At 64.5% G+C, this 15,932-nt stretch carries 12 protein-coding genes; 4 read left to right on the plus strand and 8 right to left on the minus strand.

Going from position 1 to position 15,932, the window contains the following annotated elements:
- Positions 1-10 precede the first annotated feature (10 nt).
- From V473_RS05360 to V473_RS05380, 5 genes are read right to left on the minus strand one after another with little or no spacing between them, the layout of a single operon-like run.
- Positions 11-880, minus strand: coding sequence for an aldose 1-epimerase (locus V473_RS05360; RefSeq protein WP_082678978.1), 870 nt, complete (start codon positions 878-880; stop codon positions 11-13).
- 17 nt (positions 881-897) lie between these two features.
- Positions 898-2,310, minus strand: coding sequence for a sugar porter family MFS transporter (locus V473_RS05365; RefSeq protein ID WP_066601288.1), 1,413 nt, complete (start codon positions 2,308-2,310; stop codon positions 898-900).
- 21 nt (positions 2,311-2,331) lie between these two features.
- Positions 2,332-3,207: an SMP-30/gluconolactonase/LRE family protein gene (locus V473_RS05370; RefSeq protein ID WP_066605118.1), complete on the minus strand. Its 876-nt coding sequence runs from the start codon at positions 3,205-3,207 to the stop codon at positions 2,332-2,334.
- 1 nt (position 3,208) lies between these two features.
- The gene (locus V473_RS05375) at positions 3,209-3,964 is read right to left on the minus strand and encodes a D-xylose 1-dehydrogenase (RefSeq protein WP_066601290.1); all 756 of its coding nucleotides are present in this window, start codon (positions 3,962-3,964) and stop codon (positions 3,209-3,211) included.
- Positions 3,961-5,109 carry a fumarylacetoacetate hydrolase family protein gene (locus tag V473_RS05380; RefSeq protein WP_066605121.1) on the minus strand — a complete coding sequence of 383 codons (1,149 nt, stop codon included), beginning with the start codon at positions 5,107-5,109 and terminating at the stop codon, positions 3,961-3,963. The genes V473_RS05375 and V473_RS05380 overlap by 4 nt, the downstream gene beginning before the upstream one ends.
- Before the next feature lie 81 nt (positions 5,110-5,190).
- Between V473_RS05380 and V473_RS05385 the strand changes: the two genes are divergently transcribed.
- Positions 5,191-5,475, plus strand: coding sequence for a hypothetical protein (locus V473_RS05385; RefSeq protein WP_244884340.1), 285 nt, complete (start codon positions 5,191-5,193; stop codon positions 5,473-5,475).
- 144 nt (positions 5,476-5,619) lie between these two features.
- Here V473_RS05385 and V473_RS05390 read toward each other — a convergent pair whose 3' ends face one another.
- A complete protein-coding gene (locus tag V473_RS05390; RefSeq protein ID WP_066601293.1) occupies positions 5,620-6,045 on the minus strand; it encodes an EF-hand domain-containing protein in 426 nt (141 codons plus the stop codon).
- Between the two features lie 275 nt (positions 6,046-6,320).
- On the opposite strand from V473_RS05390, the gene purB reads away from it, so the two are divergent.
- The gene (purB, locus tag V473_RS05395) at positions 6,321-7,637 is read left to right on the plus strand and encodes an adenylosuccinate lyase (protein ID WP_066601295.1); all 1,317 of its coding nucleotides are present in this window, start codon (positions 6,321-6,323) and stop codon (positions 7,635-7,637) included.
- A 93-nt stretch (positions 7,638-7,730) separates the two neighbouring features.
- Here purB and V473_RS05400 read toward each other — a convergent pair whose 3' ends face one another.
- Together V473_RS05400 and V473_RS05405 are read right to left on the minus strand one after the other, a co-directional pair.
- Positions 7,731-8,804, minus strand: a complete 1,074-nt coding sequence (locus V473_RS05400; RefSeq protein ID WP_066605124.1) for a LacI family DNA-binding transcriptional regulator — start codon at positions 8,802-8,804, stop codon at positions 7,731-7,733.
- Positions 8,805-8,880: 76 nt separating this feature from the next.
- Complete coding sequence (locus tag V473_RS05405) at positions 8,881-11,013, minus strand: alpha-glucuronidase family glycosyl hydrolase (protein ID WP_408021505.1); 2,133 nt, start codon at positions 11,011-11,013, stop codon at positions 8,881-8,883.
- Between the two features lie 166 nt (positions 11,014-11,179).
- On the opposite strand from V473_RS05405, the gene V473_RS05410 reads away from it, so the two are divergent.
- The gene (locus V473_RS05410; RefSeq protein ID WP_066605126.1) at positions 11,180-13,555 is read left to right on the plus strand and encodes a glycoside hydrolase family 3 N-terminal domain-containing protein; all 2,376 of its coding nucleotides are present in this window, start codon (positions 11,180-11,182) and stop codon (positions 13,553-13,555) included.
- Positions 13,552-15,921: a glycoside hydrolase family 3 N-terminal domain-containing protein gene (locus tag V473_RS05415; protein ID WP_066601299.1), complete on the plus strand. Its 2,370-nt coding sequence runs from the start codon at positions 13,552-13,554 to the stop codon at positions 15,919-15,921. Before V473_RS05410 ends, V473_RS05415 begins: the two co-directional genes overlap by 4 nt.
- The last annotated feature ends 11 nt before the right edge of the window (positions 15,922-15,932 follow it).

The raw sequence follows: 15,932 nt of genomic DNA on the forward strand, positions 1-15,932 counted from the left end.
TTGGGGCAGCTTAGGCGATCCCGCCGCATTTCGGAAGCGTCTGGTCGATTTTGTCGATGGCGATGGTCATGGTGATGCGCGCGGTGTCGCCGGGAGCCAAGGACGCCATGCCGCCGCGGTTGATCGCGTCGGGCATGTGGCTGACCGGCTCCAGACAGAAATCGTCGCTGGCGGGCGGACGATAGACATGCAGGCACTGGGCGCCGGTGGCCGTGAGCGTCAGGCGCAGGCCTTCACCGCGCCGGATCGTCGCGCTGCCGCTCCAGCCGGTATAGGCGTTGTCGACCAGCCTATCACCGCGCACGATGGCGGGGCGCGACCAGTCGCCCAGCGCATCGGCGGGAACTTGCCGATCGGGCAGCATATCGGGGGTGGAGAGCCAAAGGCCGTCCGCGTCGAACTGGATCGTGGTGCCGGCATCCGCCAGAAAATAGGGGTGGAAGCCCAGGCCGGCGGGCATCGCGGCGTCGCCGACATTGGTGATGGACAGCGACATGGACAGTTGTAGCGGCGTCACCGCGACCTGCTGCTGCGCCCGATAGGACCAGGGCCATCCGGCGCCGCCGTCATGGTCATGCACCAGTGTCGCAGCCGTTTCAGCTGTCTCGCTCGCTGTCCATGCCGTCCGCCAGCCAAAGCCATGGATGCTATGCGGATGGTCGCCGAAATTGAGCGGCAATTGATAGCTTCGCCCGTCGAAGGTGAAGCGCCCTTCCGCGATGCGATTGGCGTAGGGGACCAGCGGAAAGCTGGCCATGGCGAGCGGATCGCCGGTGCCGTCCGGCGCGCGGCGCAGCAGGTCCACACCGTCCAGCGTCAGACAAAGCAGCGATCCGCCGACAGCGGGGGAGAGGGCCGCTTCCAGCCCTCCCGCCCGCAAGGTGATGACGTCCTTGTTCAGCCTTCCATATCCTCAAGCTCGCGCCCCTTCGTCTCATGCACCATCTTGCGCACGAAGAAGAAGCTGATCGCTGCGAACAGCGCATAGCCGGTATAGGTCATAACTAGCCCCGGCGACACGGCGAGCGCCGGAAAACTGACCGAGATGGCGGCATTGGCGATCCATTGGGCGAAACCCGCGACCGCCAGGCCTGACCCGCGGATTTGATTGGGGAACATTTCGCCCAGCAACACCCACATGATCGGACCCCAGCTCAGATTGAAGAAGACCACATAGAGGTTCGCCGCGATCAGCGCCATCAGGCCGTTATGGCCGGGCAGGGACACCGCGCCATCCGCGCCGGTGACGGCGGTGGAGAAGGCATAGGCGACGATAGCCAGCGTCACCGCCATGCCGGCCGATCCGACCAGCAACAGCGGCTTGCGCCCGATTTTGTCGACCAGCATGATCGTGCCCAGGCACGCGCCGATCGACAGCACGCCCGACAGGATGTTGATCTGCAAGGCATTATCTTCGGAAAAGCCGACCGCTTCCCACAAAGTCGCGCCATAGTAAAAGACGACGTTGATGCCCACCAGTTGCTGGAAGACGGCGAGGCCAATGCCGGTCCACACGATCGGGCGGATCTTGCCGGTGGTCTTGCTGATGAGGTCCGACAGCTTGGGGCGATGATGGTCGGCGGACAGGCTGGCGCGAATCTCGCCGACCTTGCGCGCGGCCTCCAGCGACCCGAACAGCCGGGTCAGCACCGCCAGCGCATCGGCGTCGCGCCCACGCGCGACCAGGTAACGGGGGCTTTCGGGGATGGCGAGCAGCGCCAGAAAATAGATGGCGGCCGGTATCGCCTGCAACCAGAACATCCAGCGCCAGGCGGGATAGTCCAGCCACAGCGGCGCGGTGGAGCCGCCCGCATAGCGCGCCAGCACGAAGTTCGCGATGAACGCGCCGGTCAGGCCGGATATGATCATCACCTGCTGCACGCTCGACAGGCGCCCGCGCACATTGGCGGGGGTGACTTCGGAGATGTAGACGGGCGAAATGACGCTGGCCGCGCCCACGCCCAGGCCGCCGATGATGCGCGCGAAGATGAAGATGGCCGAGGAACCGGCCGCGCCCGCCAGCAGCGCGCTGCCCAGGAACAGGATGGCGGACAGCATCATCACGCCGCGCCGGCCGATGATGTCGGCCATGCGCCCCGCGCCGAACGCGCCGATCGAGGAGCCGACCAGGATCGCGCCGACATTGACGCCGATGCCGAGTTTTCCCAGGTCGAAGGCCGCTTCCAGTCCCTTCTGCGTGCCGTTTATGACGCCTGAATCATAGCCGAACATGAATCCGCCGATCGTCGCCACTGCGACGATTGCGGCGACAAAGGCCATGTTGACCTTTTCCGCGCTCCCCTCATTCATCCTTACGCATCCTTCCATTTTTTATATCGTTGCGACATGGCCCGGCAGCCCCGCGACGCCGGGATCGAAGGCGAACAGATCGCCCGCCAGGGGTTGCTGTGTCAACGCTGTCATGTCCAGCCCCTTGCGCGCCGTCGTCGCATAGGCGGTGGACAGGTCGCCGCCGCCAAAGGCGATCTTGGTGATGTTGGCGACGGGGAAGCGCACTTCGCGCATCAGCGTGCCCGCCGGGTCGTAGCGGCGCACCGCCCAACCGCCGAACAGGCCGGTCCACAGGCAACCTTCGGCATCGATAGTCGGCCCATCGGGATAGCCTGCGTCGTCCTCGATCTTCGTAAACAGGGTCGTGTTGCCGACCGTGCCGTCGACACCCACGTCGGTGCGCCAGATGCGCTTGCCCAGCGTGTCGGTGTGATACAGGATACGGCCGTCGGGCGAGAGCGCCGGGCCGTTGGTGATCGATACTGCGGGCAATCCAGCCTCGACGCAGACGCCCTTGTGAACGCGATAGAAATATCCGCTTGTCGCTTCCTCCGCATCGTCCATAGACCCGAACCAAATCGCGCCATCGGGCGCGACGCAGGCGTCATTCTGCCGATTGCCCGGCAGATGGCCTTCCGGGGCGTGCAGCAGGGTGAAGCTGGCGGCCGACGGGTCGAAGCGATGCACGCCCGATTGCATACCCACGGCGAATAGCCCGTCGTCGGTCGGCAATATCCAGCCGACCTGGCCCGGCGCGGCCCAACTGCGCCCGACGTCCAGCGCCGGATCATAGCGATGGATGCGATGCTGTTTGATGTCCACGAACCACAAAGCCGCGTCACGCGCGACCCAGACCGGCCCTTCGCCCAGCGTGGCGCCCACCGACAGGACGCTGTAGGGGGCAGCGTCCGCCATGTCAGCGCCAGCCGGCATCGATAAAATAATCATGGCCGGTGCAGTAGCGCGCATCGTCCGACGCCAGGAACATCGCCAGCGCGGCGACATCCGCCGGCAGGATGCGACCGTCCAGGCATTGGGCCGCGACGATCTCCGCTTCGCCTTCTGGCGTGTACCATTTTTCCTGGCGCGGGGTCTTCACATTGCCCGGAATGATGGTGTTGACGCGGATATTGTCACGGCCGAGGTCACGCGCCAGGCTGCGCGTCAGCCCTTCGATCGCGGCCTTGGCGGTCTGGTAGAGCGTCAGTTCGGGCAGGGCGAGGTGCCAGCTGATCGACCCGAAGTTCAGGATCACGCCGCCGCCCGCGCGCTTCATCGCCGGCACCGCCGCCTGCGCCGCGAAGAACAAATGGCGCAGGTTCACCGCCATCCGCTCGTCCCAATAAGCGGGCGTCACCTCTTCGATCGTGTGGCGGTCGTCATTGGCGGCATTGTTGATGAGGATGTCGATCCCGCCAATCTGCGCTTCCACCTTGCCGATCATGGCCTGCACCGCTTCGATGTCGCGCAGGTCGATAGCGTGGAAGATTGGGGCGACGTCGGCGTTCTGGAGACGCGCGACGAGCGCCTCGCTCTCGGCCACGGCAATGTCGCAGAAGGCGACATGCGCGCCCTGGCCGACGAACGCCTCGACCAGCCCCGCACCGATGCCGCTGCCGCCACCGCTGATGAAGACCCGCTTGCCCTTCAAACTGGGGTAGATGGCGCTCATGCGGCGGGGTCTTTCAACAGGTCGCGCGCAGCGAGATTGGTCATCAACGCCACCAGGCCATAGGTCCAGGGCGCAGCGTCCTTCGACGTCACAACCGTGTTGACCAGCTTGCCCAGCCGCGGGGTGGAGATGGCGACGACATCGCCGACCTTGTGGGTGAAGCCGCGGCCCGGATCGTCGCGATCCTGCACCGGGGCGAAGAGCGTGCCCAGGAACAGCGCGAAACCGTCGGGATATTGATGTTCGCTCAGCGTCTGGCGCACCAGTTCCAGCGGATCGCGGCTGATCTGGTTCATGCTGCTCGCGCCTTCCAGCCTATAGCCTTCGGGACCGTCGATGGTCAGCTCGACTTCGGCATTGCGCACATCGTCGATCGTGAAGTCGCCGTCGAACAGGCGGATGAGCGGGCCGAGCGAACAGGAGGCGTTATTGTCCTTCGCCTTGCCCAGCAGGAGCGCAGAGCGTCCTTCGAAATCGCGCAGGTTGACGTCATTGCCCAGAGTCGCGCCGATAGCGCTCCCAGCGGCATTGGCGATCAGCACTATTTCGGGTTCGGGATTGTTCCAGGTCGAATCGGAGCGGATGCCGATCTGCGCGCCCGCGCCCACGGTCGACAGCACCGGCGCCTTGGTGAAGACCTCGGCATCCGGGCCGATCGCAACCTCCAGATATTGCGACCACAGGCCATCTTCGATCAGCGCGGCCTTGAGCGCGGCGGCTTCGGGCGAACCGGGCGCAACGGCGCGGATCGAACCGCCGACCCGTTCCTCCAGGCGGCTGCGAATGTCCGCAGCGGCGCTGGCGTCGCCGCGCGCCCGCTCCTCGATCACCCGCTCGATCGCGGACAGGGCGAAGGTGACGCCGCACGCCTTGACGCATTGCAGGTCGACCGGGCTGAGCAGCGGCAGGTCGAGCGTGTCCAGCGGCCCCAGTGGTTGGCCAGCACCGGTCGCCAACGGCAGTTTTTCGAGCAGTTGCGCCACGGTCGGCGCGACCCGGCTCATGTCATGGGCGATGCCTTCGCGCACCAATATGGGGCTGGGGCCGTCAGCCGTCAGAATGCGACCGACGAACAGGCCCGCGCGCCAATCGGCGGGTAGGCAATTGGCCAAGGTCATGGCAAGCAAGGAGGAGTCCCCCGGCATCATCAACTCCTAAAGGAATGGTTGTAATTGATAGCGCTACCAACATGGATCGGCGTCCGAAGTCAAGAGGGCGCGCGCAAAATGCAAAAGGCGACGAAGAGAAGCAGTTCCGGCTTTTCGTGGCCGCTGCTTTGGGGCATAGCGTTAAGGACCATGAGCAAGCCTGAAGACAGCGCGCCGTCCGTCGGCGCAGACGCCGCACAGTCCACAGTTCCTGCCGCTGAAAAGGCGAAGGAAAAGGACAAGGTCGATCTCGCCACTGCGGCGATCAAGTCGGCTGGCAAGGGCGTTTGGGCTGGCGCCGCCGTCGGTATCGGTTCCGCCGCGATCGTCGCAGCATTACTCTATACCCGCAGAAAAGGCTGAGTGCGCGCTGCTCTGGCGGTGCGCTCATTCACCCTATTCAGACGAAAAAAGAGGCGGCATGGCCTTCGCTCCATGCCGCCTCCGGGCGCGACCCTTCAGGCTCTATGTCCCCCGCCTTCGTGACAGGGTGGGGAATGATAGACTTTAGCCTGCGCCACCGCTCAGATAACTCACCAATTCCGGCTTGCTGATCGTAACGCTCTTGTCCTTGTCGGCGGTCGTGAATGCGCCGCTGGCCCAAGCCGTGACTTGCTCGGCCGGCAGGGTGGAGCCCGTCGCCTTCATCTCCTGATCCTTCAACGCCACCATCCAGCGCGAAAATTCCGACTGGTCAAGTTGCCCATCACTATTGGCGTCATAGGCGGGAAATTCGCTGTCCACGATCGATGCGACGGTGGTGGTGGCGTTGGCCGGAGCGGCGGGCGTCGCCGCCTGCGGCGCGGCAGGCATTGCCGGAGTCGCGGATTGCGGGGCGGCCGGAGTCGCGCCCTGATCTGGCGCCATGCCCTGCTGCGCCATCGCTGGCGCGGCTATGACGAGAGCGGTCGAGAATAAAAATGTGCGTATCATGGTAATCTCCTGTCACCTTGGAATGTGCCGGGGCGACTTGTGTTTCCGACTGTCTGGATATGCTGTGGTAATAATGGATGGCGACTGGCGAATGTTCCTGAACGTCCATTCATGTTCATGCTTTCGTCTTGAAAATATACTCGGTTCGTCGGGCTTCGTCATTTTGGACGGCGTTGACTGTTGTGGATCGCTCTTCGCCCCTTCCCGATTTGCCCCGAAGGGGCGACGCTGCTAGTCGCGCGGCGACATTCCCTCTCCAACCGCAGGATTCGCCCATGGTCCCCCGCTATTCTCGCCCCGCAATGACCGCGCTCTGGGAGCCGGAAGCCCGTTTCAAGATCTGGTTCGAGATCGAGGCGCACGCGACGCAGAAACTGGGCGAACTGGGCGTCGTCCCGCCGTCCGCGGCGAAGGCGCTGTGGGACTGGTGGGCGACCAATCCCGCCATCGACGTCGCCGCGATCGACGCGATCGAGGCCGTTACCAAGCATGACGTCATCGCCTTCCTGACCTGGGTCGCCGAACAGGTGGGCGACGAAGCGCGCTTCATGCATCAGGGCATGACCAGCTCCGACGTGCTCGACACCTGTCTGGCCGTGCAACTGGCCCGCGCGTCAGACATCCTGATCGAAGATCTGGACAAGCTGCTGGAAGTCATCAAGCGCCGCGCCTTTGAACATAAGTTGACGCCGACCATCGGCCGCAGCCACGGCATTCATGCCGAACCCGTCACCTTCGGCCTGAAAATGGCGGAAGCCTATGCCGAGTTCAGCCGCTGCAAGACCCGCCTGATCGCGGCGCGCGAAGAAGTGGCGACCTGCGCCATTTCCGGCGCGGTCGGCACCTTCGCCAATATCGATCCGGCGGTCGAGGAGCATGTCGCCGAGAAGCTGGGCCTCGCCATCGAACCGGTATCGACCCAGGTGATCCCGCGCGATCGCCATGCGATGTTCTTCGCCACGCTGGGCGTCATCGCCTCGTCCATCGAGCGCCTTGCCGTCGAGGTCCGCCATTTGCAGCGCACCGAAGTCTTGGAGGCCGAGGAATATTTCTCGCCCGGCCAAAAGGGTTCGTCGGCAATGCCGCACAAACGCAACCCGGTGCTGACCGAAAATCTGACCGGCCTGGCCCGCGTCGTGCGTGCGGCCGTCGTGCCCGCTTTGGAAAATGTCGCGCTGTGGCATGAGCGCGACATCAGCCATTCGTCGGTCGAGCGCTTCTTTGGTCCCGACGCCACCATCACGCTCGACTTCGCGCTGGCCCGCCTGACCGGCGTCATCGACAAGCTGCTCATCTACCCTGAGCGGATGATGAAGAATTTGGACAAGATGGGTGGCCTAGTCCACTCGCAGCGCGTGCTGCTGGCGCTGACGCAAGCGGGCGTCAGCCGCGAGGACAGCTATCGCTACGTCCAGCGCAACGCCATGAAGGTGTGGGAATCGGACGGCCAGCTATCGCTGCTGGAACTGCTGAAAGCCGACGCCGACGTCACCGCCGCGCTGCCGGTTCAGGAGATCGAGGACAAGTTCAACCTCGATTATCATTTCAAGCAGGTCGATACGATCTTCCGCCGGGTGTTCGGCGAGGCTTAAAACAACACCCCTTCGCTTCGAGCGAAGTCGAGAAGCGGCCAGCGCCGCGCTTATCGTTTCTCGACACGCTCGAAACGAACGGATGATGATGTGTTACCGCCCACCCAATCGCGGGCGCATCCTCGGCGCGGCGTCCGATTGCCGGCGGATCAGCGCATGGTCCAGCACCAGATGCTCCGCCGCCTCCGCGTCGCCGCTGCGCCGCCCCTTCAACTGCCGCACCAGCACTTCCACTGCCGCGCGCGCCATCGCGCTGATCGGCTGGCGGATTGTGGTCAGTTCCGGCCAGATCGTCGTCGCCAGCGAGGTATCGTCGAAGCCGCAGACGGTCAGGTCGCCCGGCACGTCCAGCCCGCTGCGATGCGCGATCGCCACGGTCGCGGCGGCCATGTCGTCATTGCTGGCGAAGATGGCGGTCGGCGGATCGACCAGCGCCAATATATGTTCGGCCGCGTCCAGCCCCGACCGATAGGTGAAATAGCCCTGCGCGATCAATTCGTCCTGCACTGGCAGGTCCGCTTCGGTGAGTGCGGCGACATAGCCCTCGAACCGGCGGGCGCTGGCGCTCTGGTTCGGGTTGCCCTTGATGAAGCCGATGCGGCCATGGCCTAGCGCGATCAGGTGGCGGGTCATTTCATAGGCGGCCTGCCGATCGTCGATGCTGACCGCCGCCAGCGCCGACGGCGCGCGCCCGGTCGCCACCGCCACGGCGGGGATGCCGGCCTTCCCCAGCGCCTCCACCATCTCGTCCAGGTCGCATAGCGGCGGCGGCAGGATCACGCCGTCGATCCGCCCGCGTTGCAGATGGGCGACGACCGATGCGATCGATGTTTCCTCGTCCCATTTCTCCACGACCAGGTCGACGCTGCTGCGGCTCGCCTGGTCCAGGCTGCCGACCAGAAATTCGCTGAGATAGGAGGAAGAGGGGTTGGAATAGAGCAGGCCGATCCGCGTTTCGTCGCCGCCCGCCAGCGTCCGGGCGGCGGCGCTGGGGGCATAGTTGAGCGCAGCGATCGCCGCATCCACCTTGGCCCGCGTGGCCGCCCGCACGACCTGTTCGCCGTTGATGACGCGCGACACGGTCATCGGCGACACGCCGGCATGGGCGGCGACATCGTTGATCGTGGGCGCGTTGCGCTGGCGGCGCGATGATCGTGTATCGCTCAAGGCGGTTATGCTTTCGTTGGAATGATGTCGCTGTCGAAATGGGTGCGACATCATCCATCAATATTAAAGCGAAAAATCAGTTATGACCCGGCGCATAGGGGAATTCCAGCGCCTTGTACCACTGCAAATCATGGGCGGGTGCGGCTGATCCGGCGGGCAGGGGGCGTTTCGACACCGACTGGAAATAGGCGATGCTGGCGTCGCGCCACCATTGCGCCTCGCGATGCTGAATGGTCAGGAAGGCCTGCGTCTCCGCAAACCGCTCGGCATCGACATAGGGTTTGAGCGACGCCCAAGTCGTTTGCATATCCGCGACATAGCGGACCCCGTTGTCATAGCGATGGATCAGGCCGTCCCACACTGTCTCGCCCGATGACAGGCGATAATCCCACGGCACATGATGGAACCAGAGCAGGTCGCGCTCCGGCGTGGTTTTCACATTAGCCCACATCTTCGCGACTGGCGGCGCATATTGGCCGACCGCGTCGCTGCCCGTCTTCGTCCGGTCGAAGCCGATGCCGTTCGCATCCGCCTTATGATAATAGACCGGGTTCCATTCGGGCCGGGCCAGATCGGAAACCCAGGGGCCGGGGCCATAATGATGGCCGGTGTCCATGACATGCGTCAGGCCCAGCGGCGTCATATAATCGACCGCCGCCTCGCGCGATCCCATCATCATCTTGACGATTGGCTGCACGACCTTCTGGTCGGGAGAGAAGGTCATCTCCGCCCATTCTTTTGCAATGTCCTGCGCCGACAGGCTGGTGTCCCAGGCGAGGCGGCCAAAGGCATACCAGTCCGCCTGATTGAAGATCGATCCGCTCCAGTCGCGATCGACGCCGATATTGGCGACGCCGGCAATGCCCGTCAGCTTGTGGCCGTCCAGCGACCCGTCGATCACCTTGGCGACCGTCGACCCCTTGCCCTTCGCATAGGTGTCGGCGTCCAGCACTTCCTCGAACAACGGGCCGAGATAGGTGAGGTGCGTCGACTGGCCCAGATATTCCTTGGTGATCTGGAATTCCATCATGAGCGGGGTCTTGGGCATTGCGCCGAACAAGGGATGGAAGGGTTCGCGCGGCTGGAAATCGATCGCGCCATTCTTCACCTGCACGATCACATTGTCGGCGAATTTGCCGTCCAGCGGCTTGAAGTCGCTATAGGCCTGCTTGGCGCGATCGTCGGGATTGTCATGGGCATAGACGAAGGCGCGCCACATCACGATGCCGCCATGCGCCTTTACCGCCGCCGCCAGCATGTTCGCGCCATCGGCATGGGTGCGTTGATAATCCTGCGGCCCCGGCTGGCCCTCGCTATTGGCCTTGACCAGAAAGCCGCCGAAATCGGGAATCGCCTTGTAGATTTCGTCGGCCTTGGCTTTCCACCAGGCAGCGACGGCCGGATCGAGCGGGTCGGCGGTCTTGAGGCCGTCTAGTTCCATCGGCGCGGTCCATTTGACCGACAGATAGACTTTGATCCCATAGGGACGGAAGACATCCGCCAATGCTGCCGCCTTGGCGATATAGGGCGCGGTCAGGCTGTCCGCCTTCGCATTCACATTGTTGAGGACGGTGCCGTTGATGCCGATCGAGGCGTTGGCGCGGGCATAGTCGGTATAGCGCGGCCCCTTCCAGTCGGGCAGGCGCCACCAGTCCCAGATCGACTGGCCGGCATAGCCGCGCTCGACCGTGCCATTGAGATTATCCCAATGATTGAGCAGGCGCAGGCCGATCTTGGGTGCGCTGCGGATGTCGAGCTTGTCGAGACTTGTCCCGCTCTGGGCGAGGCGCAGCCAATGATAGGCGCCGTGGAGCAGGCCAATATCGCTGTTCGCGGCGATCAGTGTGACCGCCTTGCCGTCGATCATCGTAGTGCGAATCGCATAGCCCTCGCTGCCCAGGCCATCCGTTTTGATGGGCAGGGCGGGGGCGGAGGCGGGCGTCGCCAGCCAAAGCGTGCCTTGCTGGATGGTCGCCGACACGGTCGGGATGGCGCCGGTCATCCCGGCGATGCCGCGCTGCACTTCCTGCGTCGCGATGGTCAGGGTCGGACTGGTTCCGGCCGTCACGATAGCGGTCGCATGGGCCGCCAATCCGGGCTTGCGGGCCTGATCCGCGGGCGCATAACGCAGCCACAGATCATAGCCATCTTCGGCCTGCGCCACGGGCGCCATCACGGGCGTCAGCGCCGTCGCGGCCATGGCGATCATCCGGCAAAACAGGCGCGCGTTCACGAATATCCTCTCCCTTGTCGTCGACTGTCAAAGCCCATGGATCGGGCATTGACAAGTCTCTCTTGGCGAAGCAATGGTAACGCTATCAGTTCAGCCACGGCAAGCGGAAAGATTGTCGCGGAATAAAATGGAGAGGGGCGTCGTGATCCGTAACCGTAAAATATGGTGTGCCGCATCGGCGCTGGCGCTGAGTGTCGCCTTGCCGGTGATGCCCGTCCATGCGGCGCCCGCGACGGCATCGACCAAGGCTGTGTACAAGGATGCCGGCGCCCCGATCGAAACCCGCGTCGATGATCTCCTCTCGCGCATGACGCTGGACGAAAAGATCGCGCAGATCACCACCGTCTGGCTCGACAAGGTCAAGATTTTCGACGCGCAGCTTCAACTCGATCCTGCGAAGCTCGCGGCGCAATATCCCAATGGCCTCGGCCATTTCACCCGGCCGTCTGACGCGAAGGGCGCGGTCAGTCCGCGCGTCGCGCCGGGCCGCAATCCGCGCCAGACGGTCGCACTCGTCAACGCCCTGCAAAAATGGGCGACGACGCAGACGCGGCTGGGCATCCCGATCCTGTTCCATGAAGAGGGGCTGCATGGCTATGCCGCCGTCGGCGCGACCAGCTTCCCCCAGTCGATCGCCATGGCCTCCTCCTTCGACACCGCCATGCTGCGCGACGTGAACAGCGTGATCGCGCGGGAGATCCGTGTCCGCGGCGTGCCGATGGTGCTGTCGCCGGTGGTGGACATCGCCCGCGATCCGCGCTGGGGCCGGATCGAGGAAACCTATGGCGAAGATCCCTATCTGGTCGGCGAAATGGGCGTTGCGGCGGTCGAGGGGCTGCAAGGCGTCGGCCGTAGCCGCGACCTGCGACCCGGCAAGGTGTTCGCCACGCTCAAGCATCTGACCGGCCATGGCCAGCCCGAAAGCGGCACCAATGTCGGCCCCGCGCCGGTCAGCGAACGCGAACTGCGCGAAAATTTCTTCCCGCCCTTTGAGCAGGTGGTCAAGCGTACCGGCATCGAAGCGGTCATGGCGTCGTATAACGAGATCGATGGCGTCCCCAGCCACGCCAATCGCTGGCTGTTGGATAATGTGCTGCGCGAGGAATGGGGCTTCAAGGGCGCGGTCGTGTCCGACTATTCGGCGGTCGATCAGTTGATGAGCATCCACCATATCGCCGCCAATCTGGAAGACGCGGCGATGCGCGCGCTCGATGCGGGCGTCGATGCGGACTTGCCCGACGGCCTGTCTTACGCGACGCTGGGCAAGCTGGTGCGCGAAGGCAAGGTGAACGAGGCGAAGGTCGATCTGGCCACGCGCCGGATGCTGGAGCTGAAATTCCGCGCCGGCCTGTTCGAACAGCCCTATGCCGACGCCGCCGCGTCGGAAAAGATCACCAACAACGCGGACGCCCGTGCCCTCGCGCTGAAATCGGCGCAGCGTTCCATCATCCTGCTCAAGAATGACGGCATGTTGCCGCTCAAGCCTGAAGGCACGATCGCCGTCATCGGGCCGAGCGCCGCGGTGGCGCGGCTGGGCGGCTATTATGGCCAGCCGCCGCACACCGTGTCGATCCTCGACGGCATCAGGGCGAAGGTTGGCGGCAAGGCAAACATCGTCTTCGCGCAAGGCGTGAAGATCACCGAGAATGATGACTGGTGGGAAGACAGCGTCACCAAGTCCGACCCGGCCGAAAACCGCAAGCTGATCGCGCAAGCGGTCGAGGCGGCCAGGGGCGTGGACCGAATCGTCCTGACGCTGGGCGATACCGAACAGTCGAGCCGCGAGGGCTGGGCCGACAACCATCTGGGCGACCGGCCCAGCCTGGACCTTGTGGGTGAGCAGCAGGAACTGTTCGATGCGCTCAAGGCATTGGGCAAGCCGATCACCGTCGTCCTCATCAACGGGCGGCCGGCCTCGACCGTCACCATCAGCGAACAGGCCAACGCCATTCTCGAAGGCTGGTATCTGGGCGAGCAGGGCGGCAATGCCGTCGCGGACGTCCTGTTCGGCGACGTGAACCCTGGCGGCAAGCTGCCCGTCACCGTGCCGCGATCGGTCGGGCAATTACCGCTATTCTACAATGCCAAGCCCTCGGCGCGGCGCGGCTATCTGTTCGATACGACCGACCCGCTCTACCCCTTCGGCTTCGGCCTCAGCTACACGAGGTTCGACCTGTCGCCCCCGCGTCTGGCCGCGACGACGATCGGCACCGGAGGCAAAACAACTGTCTCGATCGATGTCCGCAACAGCGGCGCACGCGAAGGCGATGAGGTCGTCCAGCTCTATATCCGCGACAAGGTCAGCTCCGTCACGCGCCCGATCAAGGAGTTGAAGGGCTTTCAGCGCATCACCCTGAAGCCGGGCGAAAGCCGCACGGTCACCTTCACGATCAGCCCGCAAAGTCTGTGGATGTGGAATGACCATATGGAGCGCGTCGTGGAACCGGGCGAGTTCGAGATCATGACCGGGAACAGTTCGGTCGCGCTCCAATCCGCCACGCTGACGGTGACGCCATGAGTCTCGCCCGACGTCAGGCGCTGGGCCTGCTCGCCTCGACCTCCTTCTTCGCGGCGGCCCCGGCCGTCGCCGCTAGGAAGAGCGGTCCGCTCTACAAGGACGCCACCGCCCCGATCGACCTGCGCGTTCGCGACCTGCTGGGCCGCATGACGCTGGAGGAGAAGGTCGGCCAGATCATCGCGCTCTGGGCGACCAAGGCCGACATCATGGACGACCTGACCTTCTCGCCTGCAAAAGCGAGCCAGGCCTATCCCGCCAGCTTCGGCCAGATCACGCGCCCGTCCGACCGGCGCGGCGCGCCCGACGGGTCGCAGCAGGCGGGCGGCGTTGGCGCGCGCTGGCGCACCCCGGCCGACACCGTCGCCTTCATCACCGCCGTCCAGACATGGGCGACGCAGGAAACGCGCCTGGGCATCCCGGTGCTGTTCCATGAGGAATCGCTGCACGGCTATATGGCCACCGACGCGACCATGTTCCCGATGGCGATCGGCCTGGCGGGCAGTTTCGACCGGGACCTGATGCGCGACGTCCAGTCCGTCATCGCCCGCGAAGTCCGCGCGCGCGGCGTCCATCTGGCGCTGTCGCCGGTGGTGGATATCGCCCGCGACCCGCGCTGGGGCCGGATCGAGGAGACGTTCGGCGAAGACCCCTATCTGTGCGGCGAAATGGGTGTCGCGGCGGTGCTGGGCTTGCAAGGGGAGAGCAAGCAGATCGGCCCGGACAAGGTCATGGCGACGCTCAAACATATGACCGGCCATGGCCAGCCCCAGAGCGGCGAGAATATCGCGCCCGCGCCGATCAGCGAGCGGGAGTTGCGCGAGAATTTCTTTCCGCCCTTCCGGCAGGTGGTCAAGCGCACCGGCATCGCCGCCGTCATGCCCAGCTATAACGAGATCGACGGCGTCCCCAGCCACCAGAACAAATGGCTGCTCGGCGACATATTGCGCGGCGAATGGCATTTCGACGGCGCGGTGGTCAGCGATTATGGCGCGGTCCACGAACTCGACACCATCCACCATGTTCAGCCCGACCCGGAGGCATCGGCCCGCGCCGCCCTCCGCGCCGGGGTCGATTGCGAGCTGCCCGATGGGATGACCTATCGGACGCTCGTGGAACAGGTCCGCGCGGGCAAGGTGCCCCTCGAAGCGGTCGACATCGCCTGCACGCGCATGTTGACGCTCAAGTTCCGCGCGGGCCTGTTCGAAAATCCCTGGCCGCGCAAGGATTATGACGCGCTGACCGGCAATGCCGAAGCCCGCGCGCTGGCGCTCAAGGCCGCGCACAAATCGATCGCGCTGCTCAGGAATGACGGCACGCTGCCGCTCGCTGCCGGCGCGCACAGGCGGGTCGCGGTGATCGGCCCCAACGCCGCCATCGCGCGGCTGGGCGGCTATTCTTCCATTCCACGGCAGGACGTGTCTTTGCTGGAAGGGGTGAAGGCCAAGCTCAAGGGCAAGGCGGAGGTCGTCCATGCGCAGGGCGTCTTCATCACCCAGAGCGAGGATCGCTCGGTCGATGAAGTCTATCTGGCCGATCCCGCCAAGAACCGCCAGTTGATCGCAGAGGCGGTCGAAGTCGCTAAGGGCGCGGATATCATCCTGCTCGCCATCGGCGATACCGAACAGACCAGCCGCGAAGGCTTCGCGAAGAACCATCTGGGCGATCGCACCAGTCTGGACCTGCTGGGCGAACAGAACGCCCTGTTCTCGGCGATCAAGGCGACCGGCAAGCCCGTCATCGTCTGCGCCATCAATGGCCGCCCGCCCAGCTATCCGGACATGGTGGAGAGCGCCAACGCGCTGCTCGAATGCTGGTATCCGGGGCAGGAGGGCGGCGCCGCCATGGCCGATATCCTGTTCGGGGACGTCAATCCCGGCGCGAAGCTGCCCGTCACCGTCGCGCGCGACGCAGGGCAGATTCCGATCTTCTACAACCGCAAGCCCAGCGCCCGGCGCGGTTATGTGTTCGAGGACATCTCGCCGCTTTTCCCCTTCGGATATGGCCTTAGCTACACGCAATTCGCATTTGGAAAACCACGACTTTCTGCTCAACGCATCGGCGTCGGTGGAACTGTCACGGTCGAGGTCGATGTGCGCAACATGGGCGACAGGGCAGGGGACGAAGTGGTCCAGCTCTACGTCCATGACCAGACCGCCAGCGTCACGCGCCCGATCAAGGAACTCAAGGGTTTTGAACGCATCACCCTTGCCCCCGGCGAGACGCGGACCGTGCGCCTGAGCCTCGGCCCTGATGCCTTCGCCTTATGGAATCTGGAGATGGAAGAGGTGGTCGAACCCGGCCTCGTCGACATCATGGTCGGGCCGGACAGCCAGAATCTTCAAACCGTCACGCTCGAAATTATCTGAACAGGACTGCG

Origin of the sequence: Sphingobium cupriresistens LL01 (assembly GCF_001046645.1) — a bacterium.
GTDB lineage: Bacteria > Pseudomonadota > Alphaproteobacteria > Sphingomonadales > Sphingomonadaceae > Sphingobium > Sphingobium cupriresistens.